Here is a 22479-nt window from a genome sequence, read left to right as displayed (position 1 = left end):
CGCGATTGGCCCGGGCGGGGCGCGCTGGGGTAGAGTCTCGCTCGCACGCATGGTCCTGTGGAGCAGTTTGGAGTGCTCGCCACCCTGTCAAGGTGGAGGCCGCGGGTTCAAATCCCGTCAGGACCGCGGACATCAGCCCGGACCCCCATTTGGGGGTCCGGGCTTTCGCTGTTGGGTAGTGATGTAGGTGGGGCCGCGGGTGGGGCGGGCGCGTACTACCGCAAGATCATCCGGGCGGGCAAGCCAACGGAGGTGTGACGGGAGTCACGGAACTTGATAGCGCGCTGAGCTCATTCGACCCCGTAGAGACACTCGCCAATTTAATATGTGCAATTGCACGGGGCACCCGCTACCGGCTCCGCACACAAAGAGATCGCGCCGGACCCGGCGGAGTCCGACGCGATCTAGGGCCAAGCCGGCCGGGGTGGGGGCCCCGGGACCTGGGTCGTGCTGCGTTGCTCAGGCCTCGCCGCGCTGCTGCGGGATGCCCGCGAGCAGCGCGCGCACCTCCGCTTCGCGGTAGCGGCGGTGCCCACCAAGCGTGCGGATTGACGTGAGCTTGCCCGCCTTTGCCCAGCGTGTGACCGTTTTCGGGTCTACGCGGAACATCGTGGCAACCTCAGCCGGGGTCAGCAGCGGCTCGGCATCAGGGGTGCGAGCGGTCATGAGCGGCCTCCTCGGGAGAACCGAACCATCACGGTTCTTTCCTCTAAATTCTGCACCTTGACCCACGTTGCCCGAAATGGCGGACGAGGGTCGAGTCGGTTATAGGACGAACGGCTTGTCCTCGGCACTACAACTACACCATCCGTCCAGCCGGGTCGGCCAAACCGATGGAATTGCCCTCTCAGGTGTTCAACCTCGGCGGAAGCCACCGGAGCATGCCATAGCGGACAGTCACGCCGCCGTGACGATCAGTCACTCCACGATGACTCACCACCGGGCCGCCCGACGGACAGCTGGACCTGCTCCGAGCTCCTTGTCCTATTTTGACACGAGGAGACTACTTGTTGGCAAGAGTTCCTTACAGTGCCTTCCATCACGCTTGGGGCTTTAGTCCCTAGATCAGTTGGCGAACTGACGCTCGCGAATCGCCATCCAGCGGTCGGTCAGCTCCTCGTAGAGCCGGCCCGCCCGTTCGGCGTCGCCGGCCGCGAGCGCGGCAAGCCCCTCCGTGACGTCGGCCGCGGAGCGGTCCGCGGCCAGTTGGTCCTCGGGAATCGTATAGATCAATCCCCCGTAGTCCAGTTCGACAAGTGAGCGGGGGTGGAACTCCTCCAGCCACCGCCCCACATCGGTGAGCGCCTCGGCGAGCGGCCCCTGCGGCATCGCCTCGCGCACCGTGCGCAGCCCGCGCGCCACCCGGCGCCGCGCCTCGACCATCGGCGTCCGGTAGCTCAGCGAGGGCGCCGCCGCCGGCCCCGGCCCCTCCCCGGACTTGCGGAAGATCCGTTCCGCATCGGTGAAGAGCGTGAACCAGCGCACCGGAACGTGCCACAGCGCCGACCGGACCCACGGGCGCGCGTCCGGGTTCCGCTCGCGCCAGTCGCTGTAGTCGGCCGCCGCCCGGCGCCGCACGCCTGGCGGCAGCGCGGCGTCGAGCACCGGCTGCGGCATCAGCCAGTCCCCCACGTCGCCCAGCGCCTGCCAGGAGCGCAGCCGGGTCCGCCACGGGCACACGCACAGCACGCCGTCGACCGTCGTCACGAAGGCGTCGCCGCTCTCCCTGGCCGGTGCCGCCCGCGGCGGCGTCGCCACGAGCCCGGCCAGGGCGTGGCCGATCTCGTCCTGCGCGGTCGGCAGCCGGTCGCGCTGGGCGTATGCCGCCCAGTGCGAGCGCTCCGGCTCCGGGAAGGCCGCAAGCGGCTCGTAGACCCGGAGATACGCCGCGTACGGCACGTTCGGCACTCAGCCCTCCCTCTCCCGGGCCGCCGCCGCGGCGGCCCCACCCGCAGGCGACGCGTCCGATCGTGTCAGGGAGCCGAACCCGGGGCATCCCCTCGCCCGCAATCGCCGTAGTCTCATCCCAACAATGCCCTCCCAACCCAACGGGGAGCATCCGCATCGACATACAGGAGTCACCACCGTGACCGACGTAGGTGCCGCGCCCGGCGTCGAGCGCACCGCCCGACCAGGCGCGCTGGAAACCCTCTTCCACTCCGACCAGGGCGGTCACGAAGAGGTCCTGCTCTGCCAGGACAGGACCACCGGCCTCAAGGCCGTCATCGCCCTGCACTCCACCGCCCTGGGCCCCGCCCTCGGCGGCACGCGCTTCCACGCCTACGCCGGCGAGGCGAGGCCGGAGGAGGCCGCCCTGCGCGACGCCCTGAACCTGGCGCGCGGCATGAGCTACAAGAACGCCCTGGCGGGCCTGCCGCACGGCGGCGGCAAGGCCGTGATCATCGGCGATCCGGATCGGATCAAGACCGAAGAGCTTCTGCTCGCCTACGGCCGGTTCGTGGACGGCCTCGGCGGACGCTACGTCACCGCCTGCGACGTGGGCACCTACGTCGGCGACATGGACGTCGTCGCCCGCACCTGCCGCTGGACCACCGGCCGCTCCCCGGAGGCGGGCGGCGCCGGGGACTCCTCCGTGCTCACCGCCTTCGGCGTCTACCAGGGCATGCGCGCCGGCGCCGCGCACCGCTGGGGCAGTCCCGAGCTGACCGGCCGCACGGTCGGCGTGGCCGGCGTCGGCAAGGTCGGGCACCTGCTCACCGGGCTCCTCGTCGAGGCGGGGGCGCGCGTGCTGGTCACCGATGTCAGGCCCGGCGCCGTCGCGCAGGTGCTGGCCGCGCACCCGCAGGTCACCGCGGTGCCGACGACCGAGGCCCTGATCACGGCGGAGGGCCTGGACATCTACGCGCCCTGTGCGCTCGGCGGTGCACTCAGCGACACCACGGTGCCCCTGCTGACCGCGGACATCGTCTGCGGCGCGGCGAACAACCAGCTCTCGCGCCCCGGCGTGGCCAAGGACCTGGCCGAGCGGGGCATCCTCTACGCGCCCGACTACGTCGTGAACTCGGGCGGCGTCATCCAGGTCGCCGACGAGCTGCACGGCTTCGACTTCGCACGTGCGAAGGCAAAGGCGGCAAAGATCTACGAGACGGCGCTGGAGATCTTCGGCCATGCGGCGGCCGAGGGGGTACCCCCCGCCGTGGCAGCCGACCGGATCGCCGAGCGCCGGATGGCGCAGGCCGCGAACGCTGAACGTGCGTATGCGTAAGACATGTCACCCCCGCGCGCGAGTCGCGCGTCGAAAGAAGGTAAAATCGCCGTTGACCAGCAAAGAGAGGCCCATCGGTCGCCATGCGTGCGGCCCGGTCCTGCGGACGGCGTACCGTAGGGTCGCGGAAGCAGGTACGGTTGAAGGCCGATGGACCGGGCTCTCGTCCGAGAGCTCGTTCTCATTCATGAACGGATGTCAACACTCCGGGGCCGTTGCGCCCCGTCGTTGAGGGGGTCGAGCCAATGGGGCGCGGCCGGGCCAAGGCCAAGCAGACGAAGGTCGCCCGCCAGCTGAAGTACAACAGCGGCAGGACGGACCTTTCTCGTCTGGCCGAGGAGCTGGGTGCATCGTCGACGACGCCGCCGGAACAGCCGCCGAACGGCGAGCGGTTCGAGGACGACGACGATGAGCTGGACGACGACCAGTACGCACGGTACGCGGAGTTGTACAACGAGGAGGACGACGACGACGGGCCGTCGTCAGGCGCCTCGTCCAAACGCCGTGGCGCCTGACCCGCGGCTTCGTACTGCGGACTGACCGAGAAGACGACGCGACAGACTCCGACCCGGTCCGGTACCGCCGGACCGGGTTCAGTCCTGTCCGCGCGCCTGCGGCCGGACGGGCGCCGGGCGGCTTCAGAGCGCATGGTCTCCGGTGAGGACGGCCGTGCCGCCCGGCCGGTCCGCTCCCGCCTCGGTGACCTCACCCGCCACCCACGCCGGAACGCCGCGGTCCGCGAGCGTGGCCAGCGCGGCGGGCACCGCGTCCTGCGGCACGAGGGCGAACATGCCGATGCCCATGTTCAGCGTGCGTTCCAGCTCTTCGCGGGCCACCCCCCCGGCCGCCCCGACGGCGCCAAAGACCGGCGGCGGGGTCCAGGTGGCGCGGTCCACCGTGGCATGCAGCTCCGGCGGGAGCACCCGCGCCAGATTGGCCGCGAGCCCGCCGCCCGTCACATGCGCGAGAGCATGCACCTCGGCGGCCCCGATCAGCGCCAGGCAGTCGAGCGTGTAGATGCGGGTGGGCCGCAGCAGCTCCTCGCCCAGCGTGCCGCCGAACTCGGGCACGTGCCGTTCGAGGGACCAGCCCGCCCGGTCGAAGAACACGTGCCGCACCAGCGAGTACCCGTTGGAGTGAAGGCCGGAGGAGGCGAGCGCGAGCACCGCGTCACCCGGCCGGACGCGCTCGGCGCCCAGCACCAGGTCCGCCTCGACCACGCCCGTGCCGGCCCCCGCGACGTCGTACTCGTCGGGGCCGAGCAGGCCGGGGTGCTCGGCCGTCTCGCCGCCGACCAGCGCGCACCCGGCCAGCACGCAGCCCTCCGCGATGCCCTTGACGATCGAAGCGACCCGCTCCGGGCGGACCTTGCCCACACAGATGTAGTCGGTCATGAACAGCGGCTCCGCGCCGCAGACGACCAGGTCGTCCACCACCATCGCGACCAGGTCCTGGCCGATGGTGTCGTGCACGTCCATCCGCTGGGCGATCACGAGCTTGGTGCCGACGCCGTCGGTGGCCGAGGCCAGCAGCGGGCGGCGGTAGCGCAGCAGGGCCGAAGCGTCGAAGAGGCCGGCGAACCCGCCGAGGGCCCCCATGCTCTCCGGCCGCTGGGTCGTGGCGACCCACTTCTTCATCAGCTCGACGGCCGTCTCGCCGGCCTGGATGTCGACGCCGGCCGCCGCGTAGCTGGCGCCGGGCGGCGCGTTCTCGGTCATCAGGGAGATCTTTCGTATCGGTGTCACGGGCGGGCGTTGCCGCCGCCTGAGCCCGCCGTCAGCAGGGGGGACGGCCCGGCCGCGTTCGCCGGCTGCTCCAGCACGTCCTTGCCGAGCACCGCCGGATCGGGCAGCTCCATCGGGTAGGCCCCGTCGAAGCAGGCGCAGCACAGCTTCCGCTTGGGAATCGTGGTGGCCGCGACCATCGCGTCCAGGTCGATGTAGGCCAGCGAATCGGCGCCCAGGGAGGTGCGGATCTCCTCGACCGACAGGCCGCCCGCGATCAGCTCGGCCCGGGTGGCGAAGTCTATGCCGAAGTAGCAGGGCCACTTGATGGGCGGCGAACTGATCCGCACGTGGACCTCGGCGGCGCCCGCCTCGCGGAGCATGCGGACCAGGGCGCGCTGCGTGTTGCCGCGGACGATCGAGTCGTCGACGACCACGAGACGCTTGCCGCGGATGACTTCCTTCAGCGGGTTCAGCTTGAGGCGGATGCCGAGCTGCCTGATCGTCTGGCTCGGCTGGATGAACGTCCGGCCCACGTACGCGTTCTTCACCAGGCCCGAGCCGTACGGGATGCCCGACGCCTCGGCGTAGCCGATGGCCGCGGGCGTGCCGGACTCCGGGGTCGGTATCACCAGGTCCGCCTCCACCGGCGCCTGCGCGGCCAGCCTGCGGCCCATCTCGACGCGGGAGAGGTACACATTGCGGCCCGAGATGTCGGTGTCGGGGCGGGCGAGGTACACGTACTCGAAGACGCAGGTGCGCGGTTTTGCTTCCGCGAAGCGTGTGGAACGCAGCCCCTGTGCGTCGACGGCGATCAGCTCGCCCGGCTCGACCTCCCGCACGACCGAGGCGCCGACGATGTCCAGGGCGGCCGTCTCGGAGGCCACCACCCAGCCGCGCTCCAGGCGGCCGAGGACCAGCGGACGGATGCCCTGCGGGTCGCGGGCCGCGTACAGCGTGTCCTCGTCCATGAAAACGAAGCTGAACGCGCCCTTGACCTGCGGCAGCACGCGCGGGGCGGCCTCCTCCACGGTCAGCGGCTCGCCCGTTGCCTCGTCGGTCTGCCCGGCGAGCAGCGCGGTCACGAGATCCGTGTCGTTGGTCGAGGCGACCCGCTCCGGCGCGCCCTGGCGCGGCCCCTTGCCGTCCGGCAGCGCGGCGACGAGCCCGGCCAGCTCCGTGGTGTTGACCAGATTGCCGTTGTGGCCGAGGGCGATCGACCCGTGGCCGGTCGCGCGGAAGGTGGGCTGCGCGTTCTCCCAGGTGGGGGCGCCCGTCGTCGAGTACCTGGCGTGTCCCACGGCGATGTGGCCCTGGAGCGAGCCGAGGGAGGTTTCGTCGAAGACCTGGGAGACCAGGCCCATGTCCTTGAAAACCAGGATCTTCGAACCGTCACTCACCGCGATACCCGCGGACTCCTGTCCGCGGTGCTGGAGTGCGTAAAGTCCGAAGAAGGTGAGCTTGGCGACCTCCTCGCCCGGGGCCCAGACACCGAAGACGCCGCACGCGTCCCTCGGGCCCTGCTCTCCGGGGTCAAGGTCGTGGCTGAGTCGTCCGTCACCACGTGGCACGAGCACGAGTCTAGGCCAGGACCCCGGGCCGGGGAGAACCCCAGGATTGTGAGACATGCCCCATACCGGCCCGGCGTGGATCAGCTCAGGACGGGCAGCTCGGCCGCGAGCGCCCCCGCCCGCTCGCCGCTCGCGCGCAGCCGGCCGGCCGCGAGCGCCGAGTCCCAGGCGGTGCGCCCGGCGGCCAGCCGCAGCCAGGTCACCGGGTCGGTCTCCACCACGTTCGGCGGGGTGCCGCGGGTGTGCCGCGGGCCGGGCAGGCACTGGACGGCGGCGAACGGCGGGACCCGCAGCTCGGTGGAGGCGCCGGGCGCCTTGACGGCCAGCGCGTCCGCGAGCACCCGCGTGGTGATCGCCAAGGCCTGCCGGTCCAGCCGCACCGGCCGCCCGAGGGCGCGCGTCAGATCGTCGCTGTGCACCACCAGCTCGACGACGCGGGTGACGGTGAAGTCGAGGGCGCGCATGGCGCCGAACCGGTGCGGCAGCAGCACGTCCTCGCGCACGCCGGTCTCCACCACCGCCTCCAGCTCCTCCGCGGCGGCGTCCAGCCGCGTCCCGCCGTCCGCGGCGCTCGCGGCGTCCGCGGCGCTCGCGGCGTCCGCGGCGCTCGCTGTGGACCCGGTGGACCCGGCGTTCGCGGTGGACCCGGTGGACCCAGCGGTCAGGGCCCACTCGCTCACCCCCAGCTCGGGGCGCGCCACGTCCGGCGGCGGCTGCGCGAGCACCCTGGGCAGCGCGTCGATCTGACCGGCCATGTGGACCAGCAGCGTCCCGACGTCCCAGCCCGGCAGGCCGGACGGCACCGCCCGCGCCTCGTCCGGGATCTCCCGGGCCGCCAGCCGCACGAACTCCACCTGGGCGAGCAGCGCGTCGCGGACCCGGTCGGGGTGGTGGGCGCGGACCTTGCGCCGGACGGCAGACATAGCACGGAGCTTACGACCATCGCCGCGGGCCGGAAGGTGACAAGGTCATACCAAGTGGGCCGGGCGGCGGGTGGGGTGCGGGAGGCTGTGCCACGATGCGCCCATGGCTACCGCGGACCGCTACCTGGCGGAGGACGAGGAACTCATCTACGAGACCCGGCAGCACTGGACCACGATGATCAGTGAGTTCCTGGTGCTCTGCCTCGTCGCCGTGGCCGCCGGCGCCGTGATCTGGGTGCTCCCCACCGACGAGGACTGGGGCGGGACCGCGGTGTGGGTGGTGCTCGGCGCCGCGGCGGTCGCCGCCGTGTGGTGGTGGCTGATCCCCCTCCTCCAGTGGCGCGCCACGCTGTACTTCCTCACCACCAAGCGGCTCCACAAGCGGGCCGGATTCCTCAACAAGACGGGGACCAGCATTCCGCTCAGCCGGGTGAACGACGTGTCGTTCTCGGCCACCCTGTGGGAACGGATCATGCGGTACGGCACCGTGCGCGTACAGTCCGCGTCCGAACACGGAATGATGACCCTGCGGCACGTTCCGGAGCCCGAGGCCCTGAAGAACGTCATCTACCAGGCCCTCGACGGACTGGACGAGGACAGCTGAATGGGCCGGGCCGCGCCGGGTACTCCGGCGGCATGGCTGGAATCGAACTGCGCAGCAGCGCATTCAACGACCACGCGCCCATTCCCGGGCGCTACACCAAGGACGGCGAGAATCTCTCGCCGCCGCTGAGCTGGTCGCGTCCCCCCGCCGGCACGCGGGAGCTGGCCCTGATGTGCGAGGACCCGGACGCGCCGTCCGGCACGTTCCTGCACTGGCTGGTCACCGGCATCGACCCGCACCGCGACGGCGTCGGCACCGGGTCGCTGCCGCCGGGCGCCGCCGCGCACACCAACAGCTTCGGCGACGCGGACTGGGACGGGCCGAGGCCCCCGGTCGGCGACCCGGCGCACCGCTACTTCTTCCGCCTCTACGCGCTCCCCGGGCCCGTTCCGCTGCCCGAGCCCGCCTCGGCGCGGGACGTGCGCGAGGAGCTGGGCGGCCGGCAGCTCGCCGGCGGCACCCTCGTGGGCCTGCACCAGCGTTGACACGAACGGCCGAGGACGGGAGGAACGCCATGGCCGCGACCGATATGAACGAAATCCTGCACGCCGTCAGAAGCGTCGACTTCCCCGCCGGGAAGGACGATCTGGTCCGCGCCGCCAAGCAGGCCGGCGCGTCAGAACCCGCCGTCAAGGCGCTGCGCGGCATCCCGCCGGAGAGCTACGCCAACCGCACCGAGGTCGCGCGCTCCGTGCGGCTGCCCGGGGACGCGGGGCTCGGGCTCAGCCCGGCCCAGCGCGCGGAACAGGCCCGCAGGGGCGGCAGGCGCGGGCAGGCCGAGCAGCTGCGGGACGTGCCGAAGCCCCCGGTGGAGGAGGAACTGGACCGCGAGGACCGCGACCGCGACCGCTGAGCGGAGCGGGAGCGCCGAGAGGAGGCGTCATGGTGCGCAAGAAGGTCGAGGGCAACGAGGAACAGCGGCGCCGCGCGGCGCGTGAGGCCGAACGCGCGGGCGGCAGCCCCAGCGCGCGCGGAGTCACCACGGGCGGCTCCAAGCAGCGCACCCACATGCCCGACCGCTCCTCGCTGACCCACGAGGAGAAGACGGACCCGCTCCACCGCGGCAAGCAGCGCCGGGAGGCCGAGGAACAGGCCGAGGCCCGCGCCGCTGACCGGCCCGCGCCGCCGCCCGGGCGGACGTTCACCGGACGGGGGGCGCCCGGCTACGGAAGCGACCACGCCCGCGTCTTCCAGGCGCTCGGCGACGCGGAACGGCGCCACGGCGGCGACGCCGTGTACGCGACGGAGATCGCCCGCACCGCCGGTCTGCCCGACGAGCGGACGCGGCTGCTGCTGCACGATCTGGTGTCCGTCCACCGGCTCGTCACCGAACTCCAGGGCACCGACCGCCCGGACCTCGGCCCCCGCTACGAGACGAGGCCGGGCCGCTGAGCAGCGCGCGGCTACCCGTCACCGTTGAGAGCGCGCAGCAACAGGGGTACGGAGGCGCGTAGTTCGCGCCTGCCGTAGGTGCCGCCGTGCGTGCCCGGGTAGAAGTGGGCGGTCACCGGCGTGCCCCGCGTGATCAGCCGGTCGGCGAGTGCGCGGGCCTCCAGCCCGCAGATCGCCTCGGTCAGCGAGATCACGTCGTCCGGCAGCCGCTCGACCCACTCCTCCGTGCCGGGGATGAACGGGTCCGGCTCGGGGTCCGGGCCGTCCAGCTCCCCTGCCGTGCCGTCGCCCGCCGCGAGGTAGACGGGCGTGCGGCGCAGCGCGTCGGCCAGGTACCACGGGTCGCGGGCCTCCCACAGGTGCCGCTGCGCCACCGGGTCGCCGAAGATCGCCGTGCCGTCGATGCCGACGTACCTGGCGCCGGACAGCCACACCTCGGGGTGCGCCAGCGGGTGAACGGCGCCGCTGTAGGAGGCCGCGGCGCGGAACAGTCCTGGGTGGCGCGCCGTGTAGGACAGGGCGCCGAAGCCGCCCTGCGAGTCGCCGCCGACCGCGCGCGCTTGTCCCGCGCCGTAGTCACGTTCCAGCAGGGGCAGTACCTCGCGCAGGTGGAACGTCTCGACGGCGGGCGGCCCGCCGGCCCCGCCGTTCCACCAGTCGGTACAGAAGCCGAACAGCGGCATGCCGGGCATGACGACGAGCGTGTCCCGCAGTTCGTCGATGTCCTGCACGAGGTGCTGCTCGGTCCAGATCCGCTCGTCGCCGTCGCCGCCCGGCAGCAGCCACAGCACCGGCCAGGTCCGCCCCGCGGCCCGGCGTTCCCAGCCGCGGGGCGTCAGCAGCGCCACCGTTTCCCGGCCGCCGAGCGCGGGCGAGTCGATCGTCAGCTCGACCAGCCGGTCTCCCGTACGGCGTTCACGCGCGACGCGCGCCCCGCCGCGCCCGGCGGCGCGGGCCCCGCCGGCCAGCCCTACCGCCGCGGCGGCGCCCCCGAACGCCGCCGCGGCCGTCATGAAGCGGCGCCTGCTGTGCTCGTATCCCTCCGTCATGCCACCGACGCTATGCGCGACCCCGCACCACGGCATCCGACGGGCGGAGTCGCCCGCTACTCCGCCCGGAGTAGCGGGGCGGAGCAGCGGGCGTCCGGCGTTCAGGAATCGCAGGCCACTCCGTCGCCGTCCCGGTCGAGACCCGCCCGGTAGCCGGGGTCGCCCCGGTACAGGGGCGCCGCGCCGGCCGCGCGGGCCGCATCGCAGTTCTGGTAGTAGGCAGAACCGCCGGAGTCGTCGTCACCGCCGCCCGTCGTGGGGTCCGGAACGGGTTCCGGATCGGGAACGGGTTCCGGGTCGGGAACGGGGACCGGATCGGGTTCCGGCTCGGGCTCGGGCTCGGGCTCGGGCTCGGGGTGCAGCCGGTCGTTGTCGAACGCGGGGCAGTCCGTGCCCGGTTCGACAAGGGAGAGGTCCGCCGTCGTCGCGGCCAGGTCCCGGACCACCTCGCCCGCGCGGGGCCGCTGGAAGCAGACGAGCCAGTCCCCGTACTCCTCCGGCAATTCCACGTCGCGGTACGCGCTGCGCGCCCCGATCTCCGTCAGTCCGTACTCACCCAGGCGCTCGGCGGCCTCGGCGTAGGGCAGGGTGACCACGGAGGGCACCGCTTCCTGCAGCACGGCGAGTCCGTCAGCCTCCGGGCACGGCGAGCCGCCGCGCACCACGGCGAAGTCGATGGTGGTCCCCGGCGGGGCCGTCGCACCGGCCCCGGGGTTCTGGAAGCAGACGAGCCAGTCTCCGTCGTCCCGCTGGCCCGCGTCCTCGTCGGTCGCATCGTGGGAGGTGGTGTCGAATCCGGCCGTGACCGCGGAGCGGATGGCGACGGCCAGATTCTGGCCGGTGTAGTCCGGCACCTCGGTGCGCCCTTCCTCCTCCTGGTCCGCCGCTGCCGCCTCGGCGTCGTCGGCCGTCTCCTCCTCGGACGGCGCGAAAGCCAGGGCGACGAGCCAAAGGGCGGATAAGCCCATGGCGATGAACTTTCTTCGCCGTGGCCATCCGCTCCGCCACGCCAGCCAGATGCCGACGGGCGGGAAGACCACGAGCAGGAGAACGATGACGAACGGATGCTGCCACTTCGATCGTGGCGGTGCCGGCCGCGGGGCCGGCTGCGGTGTCGGATGCGGTGTCGGATGCGGTGCGGACATGACGTTTGGTGAACCCCTGACTGCTCGGTGTCATGACGAGCCGTCACGCTACCGAGTCCAGGGGCGCCGGGTGGGGCACTTCACCGATCTGTGCTCCTCCCGCGCACGGGGGCGGCAGGCCGCGCGGCGCGGCAGGCGCACAGCATCAGGTGAACGGCGTCAGGCGAACAGCGCGGGCAGCGTGTGCTCGTGGGCCTCGCGCAGCTCCGCGAGGGGCAGGGTGAACTGCCCCTGCACCTCCACCGCGTCACCGTCCACGACGCCGACGCGCGCCGCGGGCAGCGACCTGGCGCGGCACATGTCGGTGAACCTGACCTCCTCGCCGCGCGGCACGGCGACCACGGCGCGGCCCGCCGATTCGGAGAAGAGGAACGTGAACGCGTCGAGGCCCTCGGGAACGACGAGACGCGCGCCCCGCCCGCCCTTCAGGCAGGACTCGGTGACCGCCTGGATCAGGCCGCCGTCCGACAGGTCGTGCGCCGCGTCGATCATGCCGTCGCGGGAGGCGGCGATCAGCACCTCCGCGAGCAGCCGTTCGCGCTCCAGGTCCACCCGCGGCGGCAGGCCGCCGAGGTGGCCGTGGATCACCTGGGACCAGGCCGAGCCGCCGAACTCCCCGGCGGTGTCGCCCAGCAGGTAGATCAGCTGTCCCTCGGTGCGGAAGGCCATCGGGGTGCGGCGGGTGACGTCGTCGATGACGCCGAGCACGCCGACCACGGGGGTGGGGTGGATCGCGCTCTCGCCGGTCTGGTTGTACAGCGAGACGTTCCCGCCGGTCACGGGGGTGCCCAGCGTCCGGCAGGCGTCGGCGAGACCGCGGGCGGCCTCGGCGAACTGCCACATGACGGCCGGGTCCTCGGGGGAGCCGAAGTTGAGGCAGTCGGTGACGGCGAGCGGCCGGGCGCCGGTGGCCGCCACGTTGCGGTAGGACTCGGCCAGGGCGAGCTGGGCGCCGGCGTACGGGTCGAGCTTGGCGTAGCGGCCGTTGCCGTCGGTGGCGATGGCGACCCCGAGGTTGGTCTCCTCGTCGATGCGGATCATGCCGCCGTCCTCGGGCTGCGCGAGCACCGTGTTGCCCAGGACGTAACGGTCGTACTGGTCGGTGATCCACGCCTTGGCGGCCTGGTTCGGCGAGGCGGTCAGCCGCAGCACCTGCTCGCGCAGCTCCTCGGGCCCGGCCGGGCGCGGCAGGGCCGCGGCGTCGTCAGCCTGGAGCGCGTCCTGCCAGGTGGGGCGGGCGAGCGGGCGGTGGTAGACGGGCCCCTCGTGCGCGACGGTGCGCGGCGGGACGTCGACGATCTGCTCGCCGTGCCAGAAGATCTCCAGCCGGTCGCCCTCGGTGACCTCGCCGATGACGGTGGCGATGACGTCCCACTTGGCGCAGATCTCCAGGAACCGGTCGACGTTCTCCGGCCGGACGACGGCGCACATGCGCTCCTGCGACTCGCTCATGAGGATCTCCTCGGGGGAGAGCGAGGCGTCGCGCAGCGGAACGGTGTCCAGGTCGACGCGCATCCCGCCGGAGCCGGCCGAGGCCAGCTCGGAGGTGGCGCAGGACAGTCCTGCGCCGCCCAGGTCCTGGATGCCGGCGACCAGGTCCTCGGCGAAGACCTCCAGGGTGCACTCGATGAGCAGCTTCTCCTGGAACGGGTCGCCGACCTGGACCGCGGGCCGCTTGGCGGGGCCAGGAAGAGGGTGACGCGAAGCGTCTCCGCTCGGGGTGGGGGGCGACGGGTGGGAGAAGGTCTCCGAGGCGAGCACGGAGACGCCGCCGATGCCGTCGCCGCCGGTGCGGGCGCCGTACAGGATCACCTTGTTGCCGGTGCCCGAGGCTTTGGCGAGGTGGATGTCCTCGTGCCGCATGACGCCCACGCACAGCGCGTTGACCAGCGGGTTGCCCTGGTAGCAGGAGTCGAAGACGACCTCGCCGCCGATGTTGGGCAGGCCAAGGCAGTTGCCGTAGCCGCCGATGCCCGCGACGACGCCCGGCAGCACGCGGCGCGTGTCGGGGTGGTCGGCCGCGCCGAAGCGCAGCGGGTCCATCACGGCGACGGGCCTGGCGCCCATGGCGAGGATGTCGCGGACGATGCCGCCGATGCCGGTGGCCGCGCCCTGGTAGGGCTCGACGTACGAGGGGTGGTTGTGCGACTCGACCTTGAACGTGACCGCGTACCCCTGGCCGACGTCGACGACGCCCGCGTTCTCCCCGATGCCGACCAGCAACGCGTCGCTGGCCGGGGCCTTTTCGCCGAACTGCTTGAGGTGGACCTTGCTGGACTTGTAGGAGCAGTGCTCGGACCACATCACCGAGTACATGGCCAGCTCTGCGCCGGTCGGGCGGCGGCCGAGGATGGTCCTGATGCGCTCGTACTCGTCCTCCTTCAGACCGAGTTCGGCCCAGGGCTGCTCGTCGTGCGGGTTGCCCGCGGCGTGCTTGACGGTGTCGAGGCTCATGCGCTGACCAGCTTCTTGAGGACCGAGGTGAAGAACGGGAGCCCGTCCGTGGTGGGGCCGGTCAGGGCCTCCACGGCGTGCTCCGGGTGCGGCATCAGACCCACCACGTTCCCCGCGGGGTTGCAGATGCCGGCGATGTCGCGGCGCGATCCGTTCGGATTGCGCTCCAGGTAGCGGAAGACGACCCGGCCCTCGGCCTCCAGCTCGTCGAGGGTGCGCTCGTCGGCGACGTAGCCGCCCTCCCCGTTCTTCAGGGGAACGGTGATCTCCTGGCCCTCGGCGTAGTCGGCCGTCCAGGCGGTCCCGGCGTTCTCCACGCGCAGGCGCTGGTCGCGGCAGATGAAGTGCAGGTGGTCGTTGCGGGTGAGCGCGCCGGGCAGCAGGTGGGATTCGCACAGCATCTGGAAGCCATTGCAGATGCCGAGCACGGGAAGGCCCGCGCGCGCCCTGGCGATGATCGTTTCCATCACGGGGGAGAAACGCGCGATGGCGCCGCAGCGGAGATAGTCACCATAGGAGAAACCGCCCGGAAGGATCACGGCGTCGACCTGATGCAGGCCTTTGTCGCCGTGCCAGAGCGCGACGGGCTCGGCGCCGGCGAGCTTTACCGCGCGGGCGGCATCACGGTCGTCGAGCGAGCCGGGAAATGTGACGACTCCCACACGAGTGGTCACCGCTCCTCCTCGACCCGGACCTCGAAGTCCTCGATCACCGTGTTGGCGAGAAACGTGCGCGCCATCTCCCTGACACGGTCGAGGGCCGCCTCGTCGACGGGCCCGGCAAGCTCCAGTTCGAAACGCTTGCCCTGGCGGACGTCCGAGACGCCGTCGAACCCGAGCCGTGGCAGTGCGCGCTGCACCGCTTGGCCCTGGGGGTCGAGGATCTCCGGCTTGAGCATGACGTCGACTACGACGCGAGCCACTGGTACTCCCGGTGGTGGTGCGGTGGTGGTGATGCTTGACGCTGCACCGGCCAGCGTACCCGGAGGAGAAATCTACGCGAGTAGATATTCAGAGTAAAGGTCACGTTAGGGTATCGGGACCTGGAACCCTTCCAGAAAACGTCCTGGAAAAAGTAAGGTCCCCGTACGAGGATGATGAGTGACTGAATTCATCGTCTCGCATTACTGTGCCAGGCGCAGTGCAAATAAAAGAACCATACTCGCGAACGAGTGGGAGTCCAGCGTCGCTGCACGTGATTCGGCGGTAACCGGCCTCCGGGCCGCCGTGGCAGCGAGCCTCCCGGAAGGACCGATATCCGTGGCACAGCGTGTAGTGGTCACCCTCGCCGACGACATCGACGGCGGAGAAGCGTCGGAAACGGTTGCCTTCGGACTCGACGGGAAGACGTACGAGATCGACCTCAGCTCCAACAACGCGGAGAAGCTGCGGACCGCTCTCGCCCCCTACGTGGAGGCCGGCCGCAAGCGCGCCCGCTCGGGCAGGACGTTCCACCACACCGCCGTGGCCCCCGACCCCAAGGCCGTGCGGGCCTGGGCGGAGTCCAACGGCTTCGGGGTGCCCGCCAGGGGCCGCATCCCCAAGAAGGTCTACGACGCCTTCAACGAGGCACACACGACCGTTCATTGAGTCGACTTGCCATGAACCCGGGGTGATCGGCTAGAGTCTGGAGCGCGCCGCGGGGCAGGGCAGACAAGGCCCGAAGCCCCGGGAGCCGCGCGGGTGTAGTTCAGTAGCAGAACACCCTCTTTCCAAGAGGGAGGCGCAGTGTGCGATTCCTGTCACCCGCTCCAGCCCACTGGCCCCGACTCGGGTCGGGTATAGTGAGTGTCGTGCGGACGTGGCTCAGTTGGTAGAGCATCACCTTGCCAAGGTGAGGGTCGCGAGTTCGAATCTCGTCGTCCGCTCGTGAGTCGGAGGGCCCGGTCCTTGAGGACCGGGCCCTCCGCCGTGTGCGCGCGGGTTGGGGCCGTGCCCCCCTGACATTTGTCATCCGCATGCGTGACAGCCCGCACTGCCGCGGCGCCCGTTCCCCGGCCAGGCTTGACGGCATGGACACGATGATCGAAGTGAGCGCCCTGCGGCGGCGCTACGGGGGAAGCGGCCGGGACGGCTACGAAGCCGTCCGCGGAGTGGACTTCTCGGTGGGTCAGGGCGAGATCTTCGCCCTGCTCGGCACCAACGGGGCCGGGAAGACGTCCACGGTCGAGGTGCTCGAAGGGCTGGCCGCGCCGAGCGCGGGCGAGGTCCGGGTGCTGGGGCGCGATCCGTTCAAGGAGCGCGCGCAGGTGCGCCCGCACACCGGCATCATGCTTCAGGAGGCCGGGTTCTCCAACGACTTGACCGTCGCCGAGACCGCCCGCATGTGGGCCGGCTGCACCGGCCGCCCGGCTCCGATATCCGAGGTGCTGGGCACGGTGCGTCTGAACGAGCGGGCGGACGTGCGCGTGAAGCAGCTGTCCGGCGGCGAACGGCGGCGCCTTGACCTGGCGCTCGCCCTGACCACCCGCCCGCGCGTGCTGTTCCTCGACGAGCCGACGACCGGCATGGACCCGCAGGCCAGGCAGGACACCTGGCAGGTCGTGCGGCGGCTGCGCGAGGACGGCGTGACGATCCTGCTGACCACCCACTACCTGGAGGAGGCGGAGGCGCTGGCGGACCGCCTGGCGATCATGCACCGGGGCCGGATCACCGTCATGGGCACCCCCGCCGAGGTGATGGCCGCCCACCCCGCCCGTATCCGTTTCCGCCTGCCGGAAGGGCTCGACCCGGCGTGGCTCCCGCTGCCGGGACCGGTCGACGTGTTCGACGGGAACGTCGAGGCGCAGACCGGCAATCTCCAGCAGTCGCTGACCGATCTGCTGCTGTGGGCCCGCGAGGCGGGCGTGGAGCTGCCCGGGCTCGACGCCCGTTCCGCTTCGCTCGAACAGGTGTTTCTCGCCATGGCTGAGGAGGCTGCATGAGTACGCACAACGCACAGAAGCCGTTGAAGCCGATGACGTCGTTTCTCACCTGGGGCCTGCCGGACGCGGCGGCGCTGCGCCGCATGGGGGCGCTGGCGCGGGCGGAGCTGACGCTGCTGCTGCGCAACCGCAGCGCGCTCTTCGTCTCGCTGCTGATGCCCGCCGCGCTGATCGGCCTCTCGTACACGGCGTCCGACCAGCTCGACCTGGCGGGCACCGGCCTCAGCCGCGGCGAGGCCGTGATGACCGGCGGCATCGGCATGGTGCTGATCATGGTCCTCTACCTGGGACTCATTCCCACGTACGTGGCACGGCGCGAGGAGCGGGTGCTGAAGCGGCTGCGCACCGGCGAGCTGACGGACGGCGAGATCATGACCGCCACCGCGCTGCCCGCCGCGGTGCTCGCGCTCGTGCAGTGCGTCCTCCTGGTGGTCGGCGGTATCGCCGTGCTGGACGCGGCGGTTCCCGAGAACGCGGCGGTGCTGCTCCTCGGGCTGCTGCTCGGCACCGCGGTGCTCGCCGCGGCGTCCGCGGCCACGGCCACGTTCACCAAGACCGTGGAGAGCGCGCAGATCACCGGCATGCCGCTGCTGATGATCTCGGTGATGGGCTCCGGCCTTTACTTCCCGCTCGACATCCTGCCCGACAACCTCGCGGAGATCTGCCGCTTCCTGCCGCTCACCCCGGCCGTCGACCTGGTCAGGGCCGGCTGGCTCGGCGGGATCGACGCGTCCGACCAGTTGCGGGCCATGGCCGTCGGAGTGGCCTGGATCGCGGCCTCGGTGTTTGCTGTACGCCGGTGGTTCCGCTGGGAACCGCGGCACTGAACGGGAAGCAGGCCGCCCACCGCACGCCCACCGGGCAGCACACCCGCCGACGAGGAGAGTCCGATGCGCACGTTCCGCCGGCTGGAGGGTCTGCGGCGCACCAGCCAGCGCGCCAGGTTCCACCACTACGTCGCCTGGAGCCTCTACTTCATCAGCCTCACGAACGCGGTGCTGGTCGCGACGGTCCTGGTCCGGGTGGCCGACGAGAGCGACGCGGCGGCGCTGGCCGCGGTGAGCACGGTGGTGGGCGGGCAGCTTCTGCTCAGCCTGGTGCTGATCCGGACCGCGCTGCGGTACTACCTCGGCGGGCAGGACCGGCCGGACCGGCTGCTCGTGGCGTACTACGCGGCGACGGCGGCGACCCTCATCGCACCCGTGCTGGCCGAGGCGGCGGGCGGCATGCCGGAAGAGGGCCGCGCCATCGCCATTTACCAGGCCGTGTACTGCGCCGGCCCCGCCGTGCTCGCGTGGCCGCTGCGCCGCGCCGCGGCCGTCTGCGCGGTACCGGCGGCGACCTGCGCGATCGGCGCGGTCGCGCTGGACGCGCCGCTGCTCGGCGGCTTGGTGATCGGTGTCGCCACCGCGGGCGGTGCGGCGGTGTGCGGCGCCGCCTTCCGGACCAGCGCGTGGACGTTGAAGGTGGTCGACCGGTTGGATGCGGCGAGGGAGACGGAGGCGAGGCTCGCGGTGGCGGAGGAACGGCTGCGGTTCGGGCGGGACCTGCACGACGTGCTGGGGCGGAACCTGTCGGTGATCGCGCTGAAGAGCGAGCTCGCCGCGCAGCTGCTCCAGCGCGACAAAGGCGCGGCGCTCGACGAGATGGCGGAGGTCCAGCGCATCGCGCGGGACTCGCAGCGCGAGATCCGCGAGGTGGTCCGCGGCTACCGCAGGGCGGATCTGCACGCGGAGCTGGTCGGGGCCCGCGGTGTGCTCCAGGCGGCGGGCATCGTCTGCCGCATCGAGGACCGGCACGGCGAGCGGCTGCCTGAGCCGGTCCAGTCGGCCCTGGGCTGGGTGGTGCGCGAGGGCACGACCAACGTGCTGCGCCACGCGGACGCGGGCCGGTGCACGGTACGGCTGCGCCGGCTGGCGAACGGTGAGGCGGTGCTGGAGATGGAGAACGACGGGGTGCTGGCGGAGGGCGTTCAGGACAGCCAGGGCGGCGGCATGGGGCTGGCCGGGCTGCGCGAGCGGGTCGCCGCGCTCGGCGGCTCGCTGAGCACGGAACGGGGCGCGGGCGGGACGTTCCTGCTGACCGCCCGGGTACCGGCCGGAGGGGCGGAATGACGGGCGACGAGAAGACCAGAGTGCTGCTCGCCGACGACGAGCACCTGATCCGCGGGGCGCTGGCGGCGCTGCTCGCCCTGGAGGACGATCTGGCGGTCGTCGCCGAGGCGGGCACCGGTCCTGAGGCGCTGGCCATGGCGCTGGCCCTGCGGCCCGACGTGGCGGTGCTCGACCTCCAGATGCCGGGACAGGACGGGGTGGCGGTGGCCGAAGCGCTGCGGTCCCGGCTGCCGGAGTGCGCGGCGATGATCGTGACTTCGCACGGGCGGCCCGGTGACCTGAAGCGGGCGCTCGCGGCGGGTGTCCGGGGCTTCCTGCCGAAGACGCTGTCCGCGCAGCGGCTGGCCGAGATCATCCGCGCGGTGCGCGCGGGCAACCGCTACATCGATCCCGAACTGGCCGCGGACGCGATCAGTTCGGGCGACTCGCCGCTGACCCCGCGCGAGGCGGAGCTGCTCGAACTGGCGGCGGACGGCGCACCGGTCGCGGACATCGCCGCCCGCGCGTCCCTGGCACCCGGCACGGTGCGCAACTACCTGTCGGCCGCGGCGGCGAAGCTCGGCGCGGAGAACCGCCACGCCGCGGCCCGCATCGCCCGCGAACGCGGCTGGCTGTGAACGCGGCTGGCTGTGAACGCGGCTGGCTGTGAACCGCGCACCCCGCGCGGGGCGCGTCAGGTCCAGGGGATGCCGGTCAGCAGCTGGTACGCCTCCGCGTAGCGGGCCCGCGTCCTGGCCACGATGTGTTCTGGCAGGGCGGGCGGCGGGGCGTCGCCGGTGCGGTCCCAGCCGGCGGCGGGGGACGAGAGCCAGTCGCGGATGAGCTGCTTGTCGTAGGGCTTCTGGGGACGTCCTGGCTCCCACTCGGCCTTGCGCCAGAAGCGGGAGGAGTCGGGCGTCAGAACCTCGTCGGCGAGGATCAGCGGGCCGTCGGGGCCCGCGTCCTGCGCCATGCCGAACTCGAACTTCGTGTCGGCGAGGATGATCCCGCGGTCCCTGGCGATGTCGCGGGCCCGGCTGTAGAGGGCGAGCGTGGCCTGGCGCAGCCGGGCGGCCGTCTCGGGGCCGACCTGGCGGGCGACCTCCTCATAGCTCACATTCTCGTCGTGCTCGCCGACCGGGGCCTTGGTGGCGGGTGTGAAGATCGGCGCGGGCAGCTCGGAGCCGTCGACGAGCCCCGGCGGGAGCGCGAGGCCGCAGACGGTGCGGTCACGTTCGTACTCGGCGAGCCCGCTGCCGGTGAGGTAGCCGCGGGCGACGGCCTCGACGGGGATCATCGACAGGGCGCGGCACACCATGACGCGGCCCGCCCACGCCTCGGGCGCGCCGGGCGGCGGCTCGGTGGAGATCACGTGCCCCGGCACGAGGTCGGCGAGCTGGTCGAACCACCAGAGCGAAAGCCGGGTCAGGATGCGGCCCTTGTCCGGGATCTCGGTCGCGAGCACCCAGTCGTAGGCGGATACGCGGTCGGTCGCGACGAGCACCAGATCGCCCGTCTCCGTCCGGTACAGGTCCCGGACCTTCCCGGTGTGCACATGCACAAGACCCGGCACGTGAACGGGCTGCGGCTTGTCGACGAATCCTGGCACGACGCCTCCTGGCGGCTTCTGGGACGGTTGGGCCGCGCGAATCCATTGTTCCGCAGGGAACTGTCCGTTTCGTCACCGGGGCGGCGACGGACGGAGGCAACGGGGGCGGGAAGGGCGCGGGAGGCGCCCGTGGAGGGCTCCCGGCGCGTGCCGTGCTTCCGGCGGGCGCCGCGGAGACGTTCAGTCGCGTTTGCAGATACGGTCCAGCAGATTGGCCGTCGCCTTCTGGATGCGCGGGTCGAGGTGGCCGGGCCGGGCGAGCGCGGGCGACCACGCGAAGGTGCCGGAGGCGAAGACCCAGGCGCCGCTCGGCGCCCGGTACAGCGACGTCTCCTGGTGGCGGCGGGCGCCGGTCCCGTCGCGGTACGGCGAGTGGGCGAGCAGGATGCGGCTCTCGGCATCGGGCAGTTGGGTGCGCGGGTAGTAGCGGTCCGCCTCGCCGGCGACGAGCCCGGGCAGCTCCTCGCCCTCCGCCGCGCCGGTCGCCTCCCACAGCCAGTGGCCGGCGTTGCGCACGACCAGCGGGTGCGGCCGCGGGACCGGGCCCGCGTACTGCACGCCGAGCAGCGTCTGCTCCGGCTGCCCCTGGTCGCGCCACAGCGCGGAACGGCCGGGCCCCTGGCGTTTGCGGCAGCTCAGCAGCCGGTCGCTGTCGCCCGAGGGCAGCGCGCTGAGCGTGACCTGCCAGTACATGGTGTTGGCCGAGAGGAACACCAGCGAGGTGCCGCCGTCCCTGGCGTCCTCGACGGCGCCGCGCATCGGCACGGACCAGTACTCGTCGTGCCCGGAGAACACCAGACCGCGGTAGCGGGACGCGTCCACGCGCCCGGCGTGCAGGTCGCGGGCGGTGGCGTAGGCCAGGTCGTAGCCGTAGCGCTCGGCCCAGCGGATGAAGTCGTAGGCGTGCCCGGCGTGCAGCGGCAGCCCGGCGCCCGCGAAGGGGCGGTCGAAGCAGACGGTGATGGCCGCGTTCTGCTCGCCGATGAGCCGGCCGGCCGCGTCCCAGGCGTGGTAGAGGCTGGCGCCGCCGCGGCCGTCCTCGGGGAAGAGGTTGTACGCCTGCCAGGTGATGTCGGGCAGGACGAGGCACAGGTCGGCGGGGTGGTCGTCGCGCACGGTGAACGGCACGTGGGACCGGAACTCGCCGTCCGCGGTCGTCAGGACGGCGACGTACGCGCCCGGCAGCCAGTCGGGCGGCACCTGGAGGCGCCAGGACAGCCACCAGTGGTGGCAGGAGACGGTGCGGCCCGCGATCAGCGGGGCGGGCTGGCGGATGCCGATGAGGCGGGGGCTGCTCAGCAGCAGGCGGGCGCCGTCGCCGCCGAAGTAGCCGATGCGGTAGATGTCGATGGTGAACTCCCGCGGCGGGTCGACCGTGACGCGGAAATCGAGCGGGCCGCCCGGGGCGACGGTGCTGTCCGTGACGAAGCCCTTGATCTGGCAGTCGACGTCGTCGGCGGTCCGCAGTCCCGGCGGTGTCCGCACGGCGGGCAGCCCGAGGCCGTTCGTCCGCAGGTGGCCGTCGCCGGCCCGCACCCAGGGCAGCGGGCCCTGGCCGAACGGATCGGAGACCGCGTGCGTGAGCGCGCCCGACTCCCAGCGCCGGACCTGCTCCGTGCTCTTGCTCACTCGCCCCTCCCGGCCCCTGACGGTGATGCGGCACGCCCCCGGCACCGCTCCCGACGCCGCTCCCGGCACCACCCTCGACACCGCCCCCGGCACCGCACCAGGAGAAGACGGTACGTCACCGTACCGTCACGGCGGAG

The 22479-nt window shown here is 72.3% G+C and carries 23 protein-coding genes and 3 tRNA genes; 14 read left to right on the top strand and 12 right to left on the bottom strand.

Features of this window, described 5'->3' with window-relative positions; all coding sequences use genetic code 11:
* Positions 1 to 51: 51 nt before the first annotated feature.
* Positions 52 to 126: transfer RNA gene (locus RM779_RS21340), tRNA-Asp, on the top strand.
* 333 nt (positions 127 to 459) lie between these two features.
* Here the strand turns inward: RM779_RS21340 and bldC are convergent.
* Together bldC and RM779_RS21330 are read right to left on the bottom strand one after the other, a co-directional pair.
* Positions 460 to 666, bottom strand: coding sequence for a developmental transcriptional regulator BldC (gene bldC / locus RM779_RS21335; RefSeq protein WP_019431930.1), 207 nt, complete (start codon positions 664 to 666; stop codon positions 460 to 462).
* Between the two features lie 399 nt (positions 667 to 1065).
* Positions 1066 to 1908 carry a hypothetical protein gene (locus RM779_RS21330; RefSeq protein ID WP_311619341.1) on the bottom strand — a complete coding sequence of 281 codons (843 nt, stop codon included), beginning with the start codon at positions 1906 to 1908 and terminating at the stop codon, positions 1066 to 1068.
* Between the two features lie 124 nt (positions 1909 to 2032).
* On the opposite strand from RM779_RS21330, the gene RM779_RS21325 reads away from it, so the two are divergent.
* Both RM779_RS21325 and RM779_RS21320 read left to right on the top strand, forming a co-directional pair.
* A complete protein-coding gene (locus tag RM779_RS21325; RefSeq protein ID WP_394813355.1) occupies positions 2033 to 3226 on the top strand; it encodes a Leu/Phe/Val dehydrogenase in 1194 nt (397 codons plus the stop codon).
* A gap of 245 nt (positions 3227 to 3471) precedes the next feature.
* The gene (locus tag RM779_RS21320) at positions 3472 to 3741 is read left to right on the top strand and encodes a DUF3073 domain-containing protein (protein WP_311619339.1); all 270 of its coding nucleotides are present in this window, start codon (positions 3472 to 3474) and stop codon (positions 3739 to 3741) included.
* Between the two features lie 123 nt (positions 3742 to 3864).
* Here the strand turns inward: RM779_RS21320 and purM are convergent, their stop codons facing one another.
* From purM to RM779_RS21305, 3 genes are all read right to left on the bottom strand, one after another.
* Positions 3865 to 4944 carry a phosphoribosylformylglycinamidine cyclo-ligase gene (gene purM / locus RM779_RS21315; RefSeq protein ID WP_311619338.1) on the bottom strand — a complete coding sequence of 360 codons (1080 nt, stop codon included), beginning with the start codon at positions 4942 to 4944 and terminating at the stop codon, positions 3865 to 3867.
* Between the two features lie 23 nt (positions 4945 to 4967).
* Positions 4968 to 6521: an amidophosphoribosyltransferase gene (gene purF / locus RM779_RS21310; protein WP_311619337.1), complete on the bottom strand. Its 1554-nt coding sequence runs from the start codon at positions 6519 to 6521 to the stop codon at positions 4968 to 4970.
* 80 nt (positions 6522 to 6601) lie between these two features.
* Positions 6602 to 7444, bottom strand: coding sequence for a sterol carrier family protein (locus RM779_RS21305; protein ID WP_311619336.1), 843 nt, complete (start codon positions 7442 to 7444; stop codon positions 6602 to 6604).
* A 103-nt stretch (positions 7445 to 7547) separates the two neighbouring features.
* Between RM779_RS21305 and RM779_RS21300 the strand changes: the two genes are divergently transcribed.
* Genes RM779_RS21300 through RM779_RS21285 form a run of 4 tightly spaced genes read left to right on the top strand, consistent with a single transcriptional unit; the run spans position 7548 to position 9440 of the window.
* Positions 7548 to 8048 (top strand): PH domain-containing protein, encoded by a 501-nt coding sequence (locus RM779_RS21300; protein ID WP_077059905.1) that lies wholly within the window; start codon positions 7548 to 7550, stop codon positions 8046 to 8048.
* Between the two features lie 32 nt (positions 8049 to 8080).
* Positions 8081 to 8533 carry a YbhB/YbcL family Raf kinase inhibitor-like protein gene (locus RM779_RS21295; protein ID WP_311619335.1) on the top strand — a complete coding sequence of 151 codons (453 nt, stop codon included), beginning with the start codon at positions 8081 to 8083 and terminating at the stop codon, positions 8531 to 8533.
* Positions 8534 to 8562: 29 nt separating this feature from the next.
* Positions 8563 to 8901 (top strand): DUF2795 domain-containing protein, encoded by a 339-nt coding sequence (locus RM779_RS21290; RefSeq protein ID WP_311619334.1) that lies wholly within the window; start codon positions 8563 to 8565, stop codon positions 8899 to 8901.
* Between the two features lie 29 nt (positions 8902 to 8930).
* Positions 8931 to 9440 carry a hypothetical protein gene (locus RM779_RS21285; RefSeq protein ID WP_311619333.1) on the top strand — a complete coding sequence of 170 codons (510 nt, stop codon included), beginning with the start codon at positions 8931 to 8933 and terminating at the stop codon, positions 9438 to 9440.
* An 11-nt stretch (positions 9441 to 9451) separates the two neighbouring features.
* Here RM779_RS21285 and RM779_RS21280 read toward each other — a convergent pair whose 3' ends face one another.
* The 5 genes from RM779_RS21280 to purS all read right to left on the bottom strand — a co-directional run bounded on the left by RM779_RS21280 (position 9452) and on the right by purS (position 15010).
* Positions 9452 to 10489, bottom strand: coding sequence for an alpha/beta hydrolase (locus tag RM779_RS21280; protein WP_311619332.1), 1038 nt, complete (start codon positions 10487 to 10489; stop codon positions 9452 to 9454).
* Between the two features lie 101 nt (positions 10490 to 10590).
* Complete coding sequence (locus RM779_RS21275) at positions 10591 to 11457, bottom strand: excalibur calcium-binding domain-containing protein (RefSeq protein ID WP_311619331.1); 867 nt, start codon at positions 11455 to 11457, stop codon at positions 10591 to 10593.
* Positions 11458 to 11793: 336 nt separating this feature from the next.
* A complete protein-coding gene (gene purL / locus RM779_RS21270; protein WP_311619330.1) occupies positions 11794 to 14088 on the bottom strand; it encodes a phosphoribosylformylglycinamidine synthase subunit PurL in 2295 nt (764 codons plus the stop codon).
* Complete coding sequence (gene purQ, locus RM779_RS21265; protein ID WP_311619329.1) at positions 14085 to 14762, bottom strand: phosphoribosylformylglycinamidine synthase subunit PurQ; 678 nt, start codon at positions 14760 to 14762, stop codon at positions 14085 to 14087. Before purQ ends, purL begins: the two co-directional genes overlap by 4 nt.
* The gene (purS, locus tag RM779_RS21260) at positions 14759 to 15010 is read right to left on the bottom strand and encodes a phosphoribosylformylglycinamidine synthase subunit PurS (protein ID WP_077059912.1); all 252 of its coding nucleotides are present in this window, start codon (positions 15008 to 15010) and stop codon (positions 14759 to 14761) included. The genes purQ and purS overlap by 4 nt, the downstream gene beginning before the upstream one ends.
* Positions 15011 to 15347: 337 nt before the next feature.
* Here purS and RM779_RS21255 point away from each other — a divergent pair, with 337 nt between their 5' ends.
* The 7 genes from RM779_RS21255 to RM779_RS21225 all read left to right on the top strand — a co-directional run bounded on the left by RM779_RS21255 (position 15348) and on the right by RM779_RS21225 (position 19742).
* On the top strand, positions 15348 to 15677 hold the full coding sequence (locus RM779_RS21255; RefSeq protein ID WP_077059913.1) for a histone-like nucleoid-structuring protein Lsr2: 330 nt from the start codon (positions 15348 to 15350) through the stop codon (positions 15675 to 15677).
* An 89-nt stretch (positions 15678 to 15766) separates the two neighbouring features.
* Positions 15767 to 15841: transfer RNA gene (locus RM779_RS21250), tRNA-Gly, on the top strand.
* Positions 15842 to 15882: 41 nt separating this feature from the next.
* Positions 15883 to 15955, top strand: a tRNA-Gly gene (locus tag RM779_RS21245).
* Positions 15956 to 16108: 153 nt separating this feature from the next.
* Positions 16109 to 17011 (top strand): ABC transporter ATP-binding protein, encoded by a 903-nt coding sequence (locus RM779_RS21240; protein WP_311619462.1) that lies wholly within the window; start codon positions 16109 to 16111, stop codon positions 17009 to 17011.
* Positions 17008 to 17838, top strand: a complete 831-nt coding sequence (locus RM779_RS21235) for an ABC transporter permease (RefSeq protein ID WP_311619328.1) — start codon at positions 17008 to 17010, stop codon at positions 17836 to 17838. Before RM779_RS21240 ends, RM779_RS21235 begins: the two co-directional genes overlap by 4 nt.
* A 63-nt stretch (positions 17839 to 17901) precedes the next feature.
* Positions 17902 to 19125 (top strand): sensor histidine kinase, encoded by a 1224-nt coding sequence (locus tag RM779_RS21230; RefSeq protein WP_311619327.1) that lies wholly within the window; start codon positions 17902 to 17904, stop codon positions 19123 to 19125.
* Positions 19122 to 19742, top strand: coding sequence for a response regulator transcription factor (locus RM779_RS21225; RefSeq protein WP_077059916.1), 621 nt, complete (start codon positions 19122 to 19124; stop codon positions 19740 to 19742). Before RM779_RS21230 ends, RM779_RS21225 begins: the two co-directional genes overlap by 4 nt.
* Before the next feature lie 56 nt (positions 19743 to 19798).
* On the opposite strand, the gene RM779_RS21220 is transcribed toward RM779_RS21225, so the two are convergent.
* The gene (locus RM779_RS21220; RefSeq protein ID WP_311619326.1) at positions 19799 to 20713 is read right to left on the bottom strand and encodes a phosphoribosylaminoimidazolesuccinocarboxamide synthase; all 915 of its coding nucleotides are present in this window, start codon (positions 20711 to 20713) and stop codon (positions 19799 to 19801) included.
* Between the two features lie 180 nt (positions 20714 to 20893).
* The gene (locus RM779_RS21215) at positions 20894 to 22342 is read right to left on the bottom strand and encodes a N,N-dimethylformamidase beta subunit family domain-containing protein (RefSeq protein WP_311619325.1); all 1449 of its coding nucleotides are present in this window, start codon (positions 22340 to 22342) and stop codon (positions 20894 to 20896) included.
* Positions 22343 to 22479 lie beyond the last annotated feature (137 nt).

It is taken from the genome of Streptomyces johnsoniae (genome assembly GCF_031845565.1).
Classification (GTDB): domain Bacteria; phylum Actinomycetota; class Actinomycetes; order Streptomycetales; family Streptomycetaceae; genus Streptomyces; species Streptomyces johnsoniae.
This window is presented reverse-complemented; position numbering and strand designations above follow the sequence as displayed.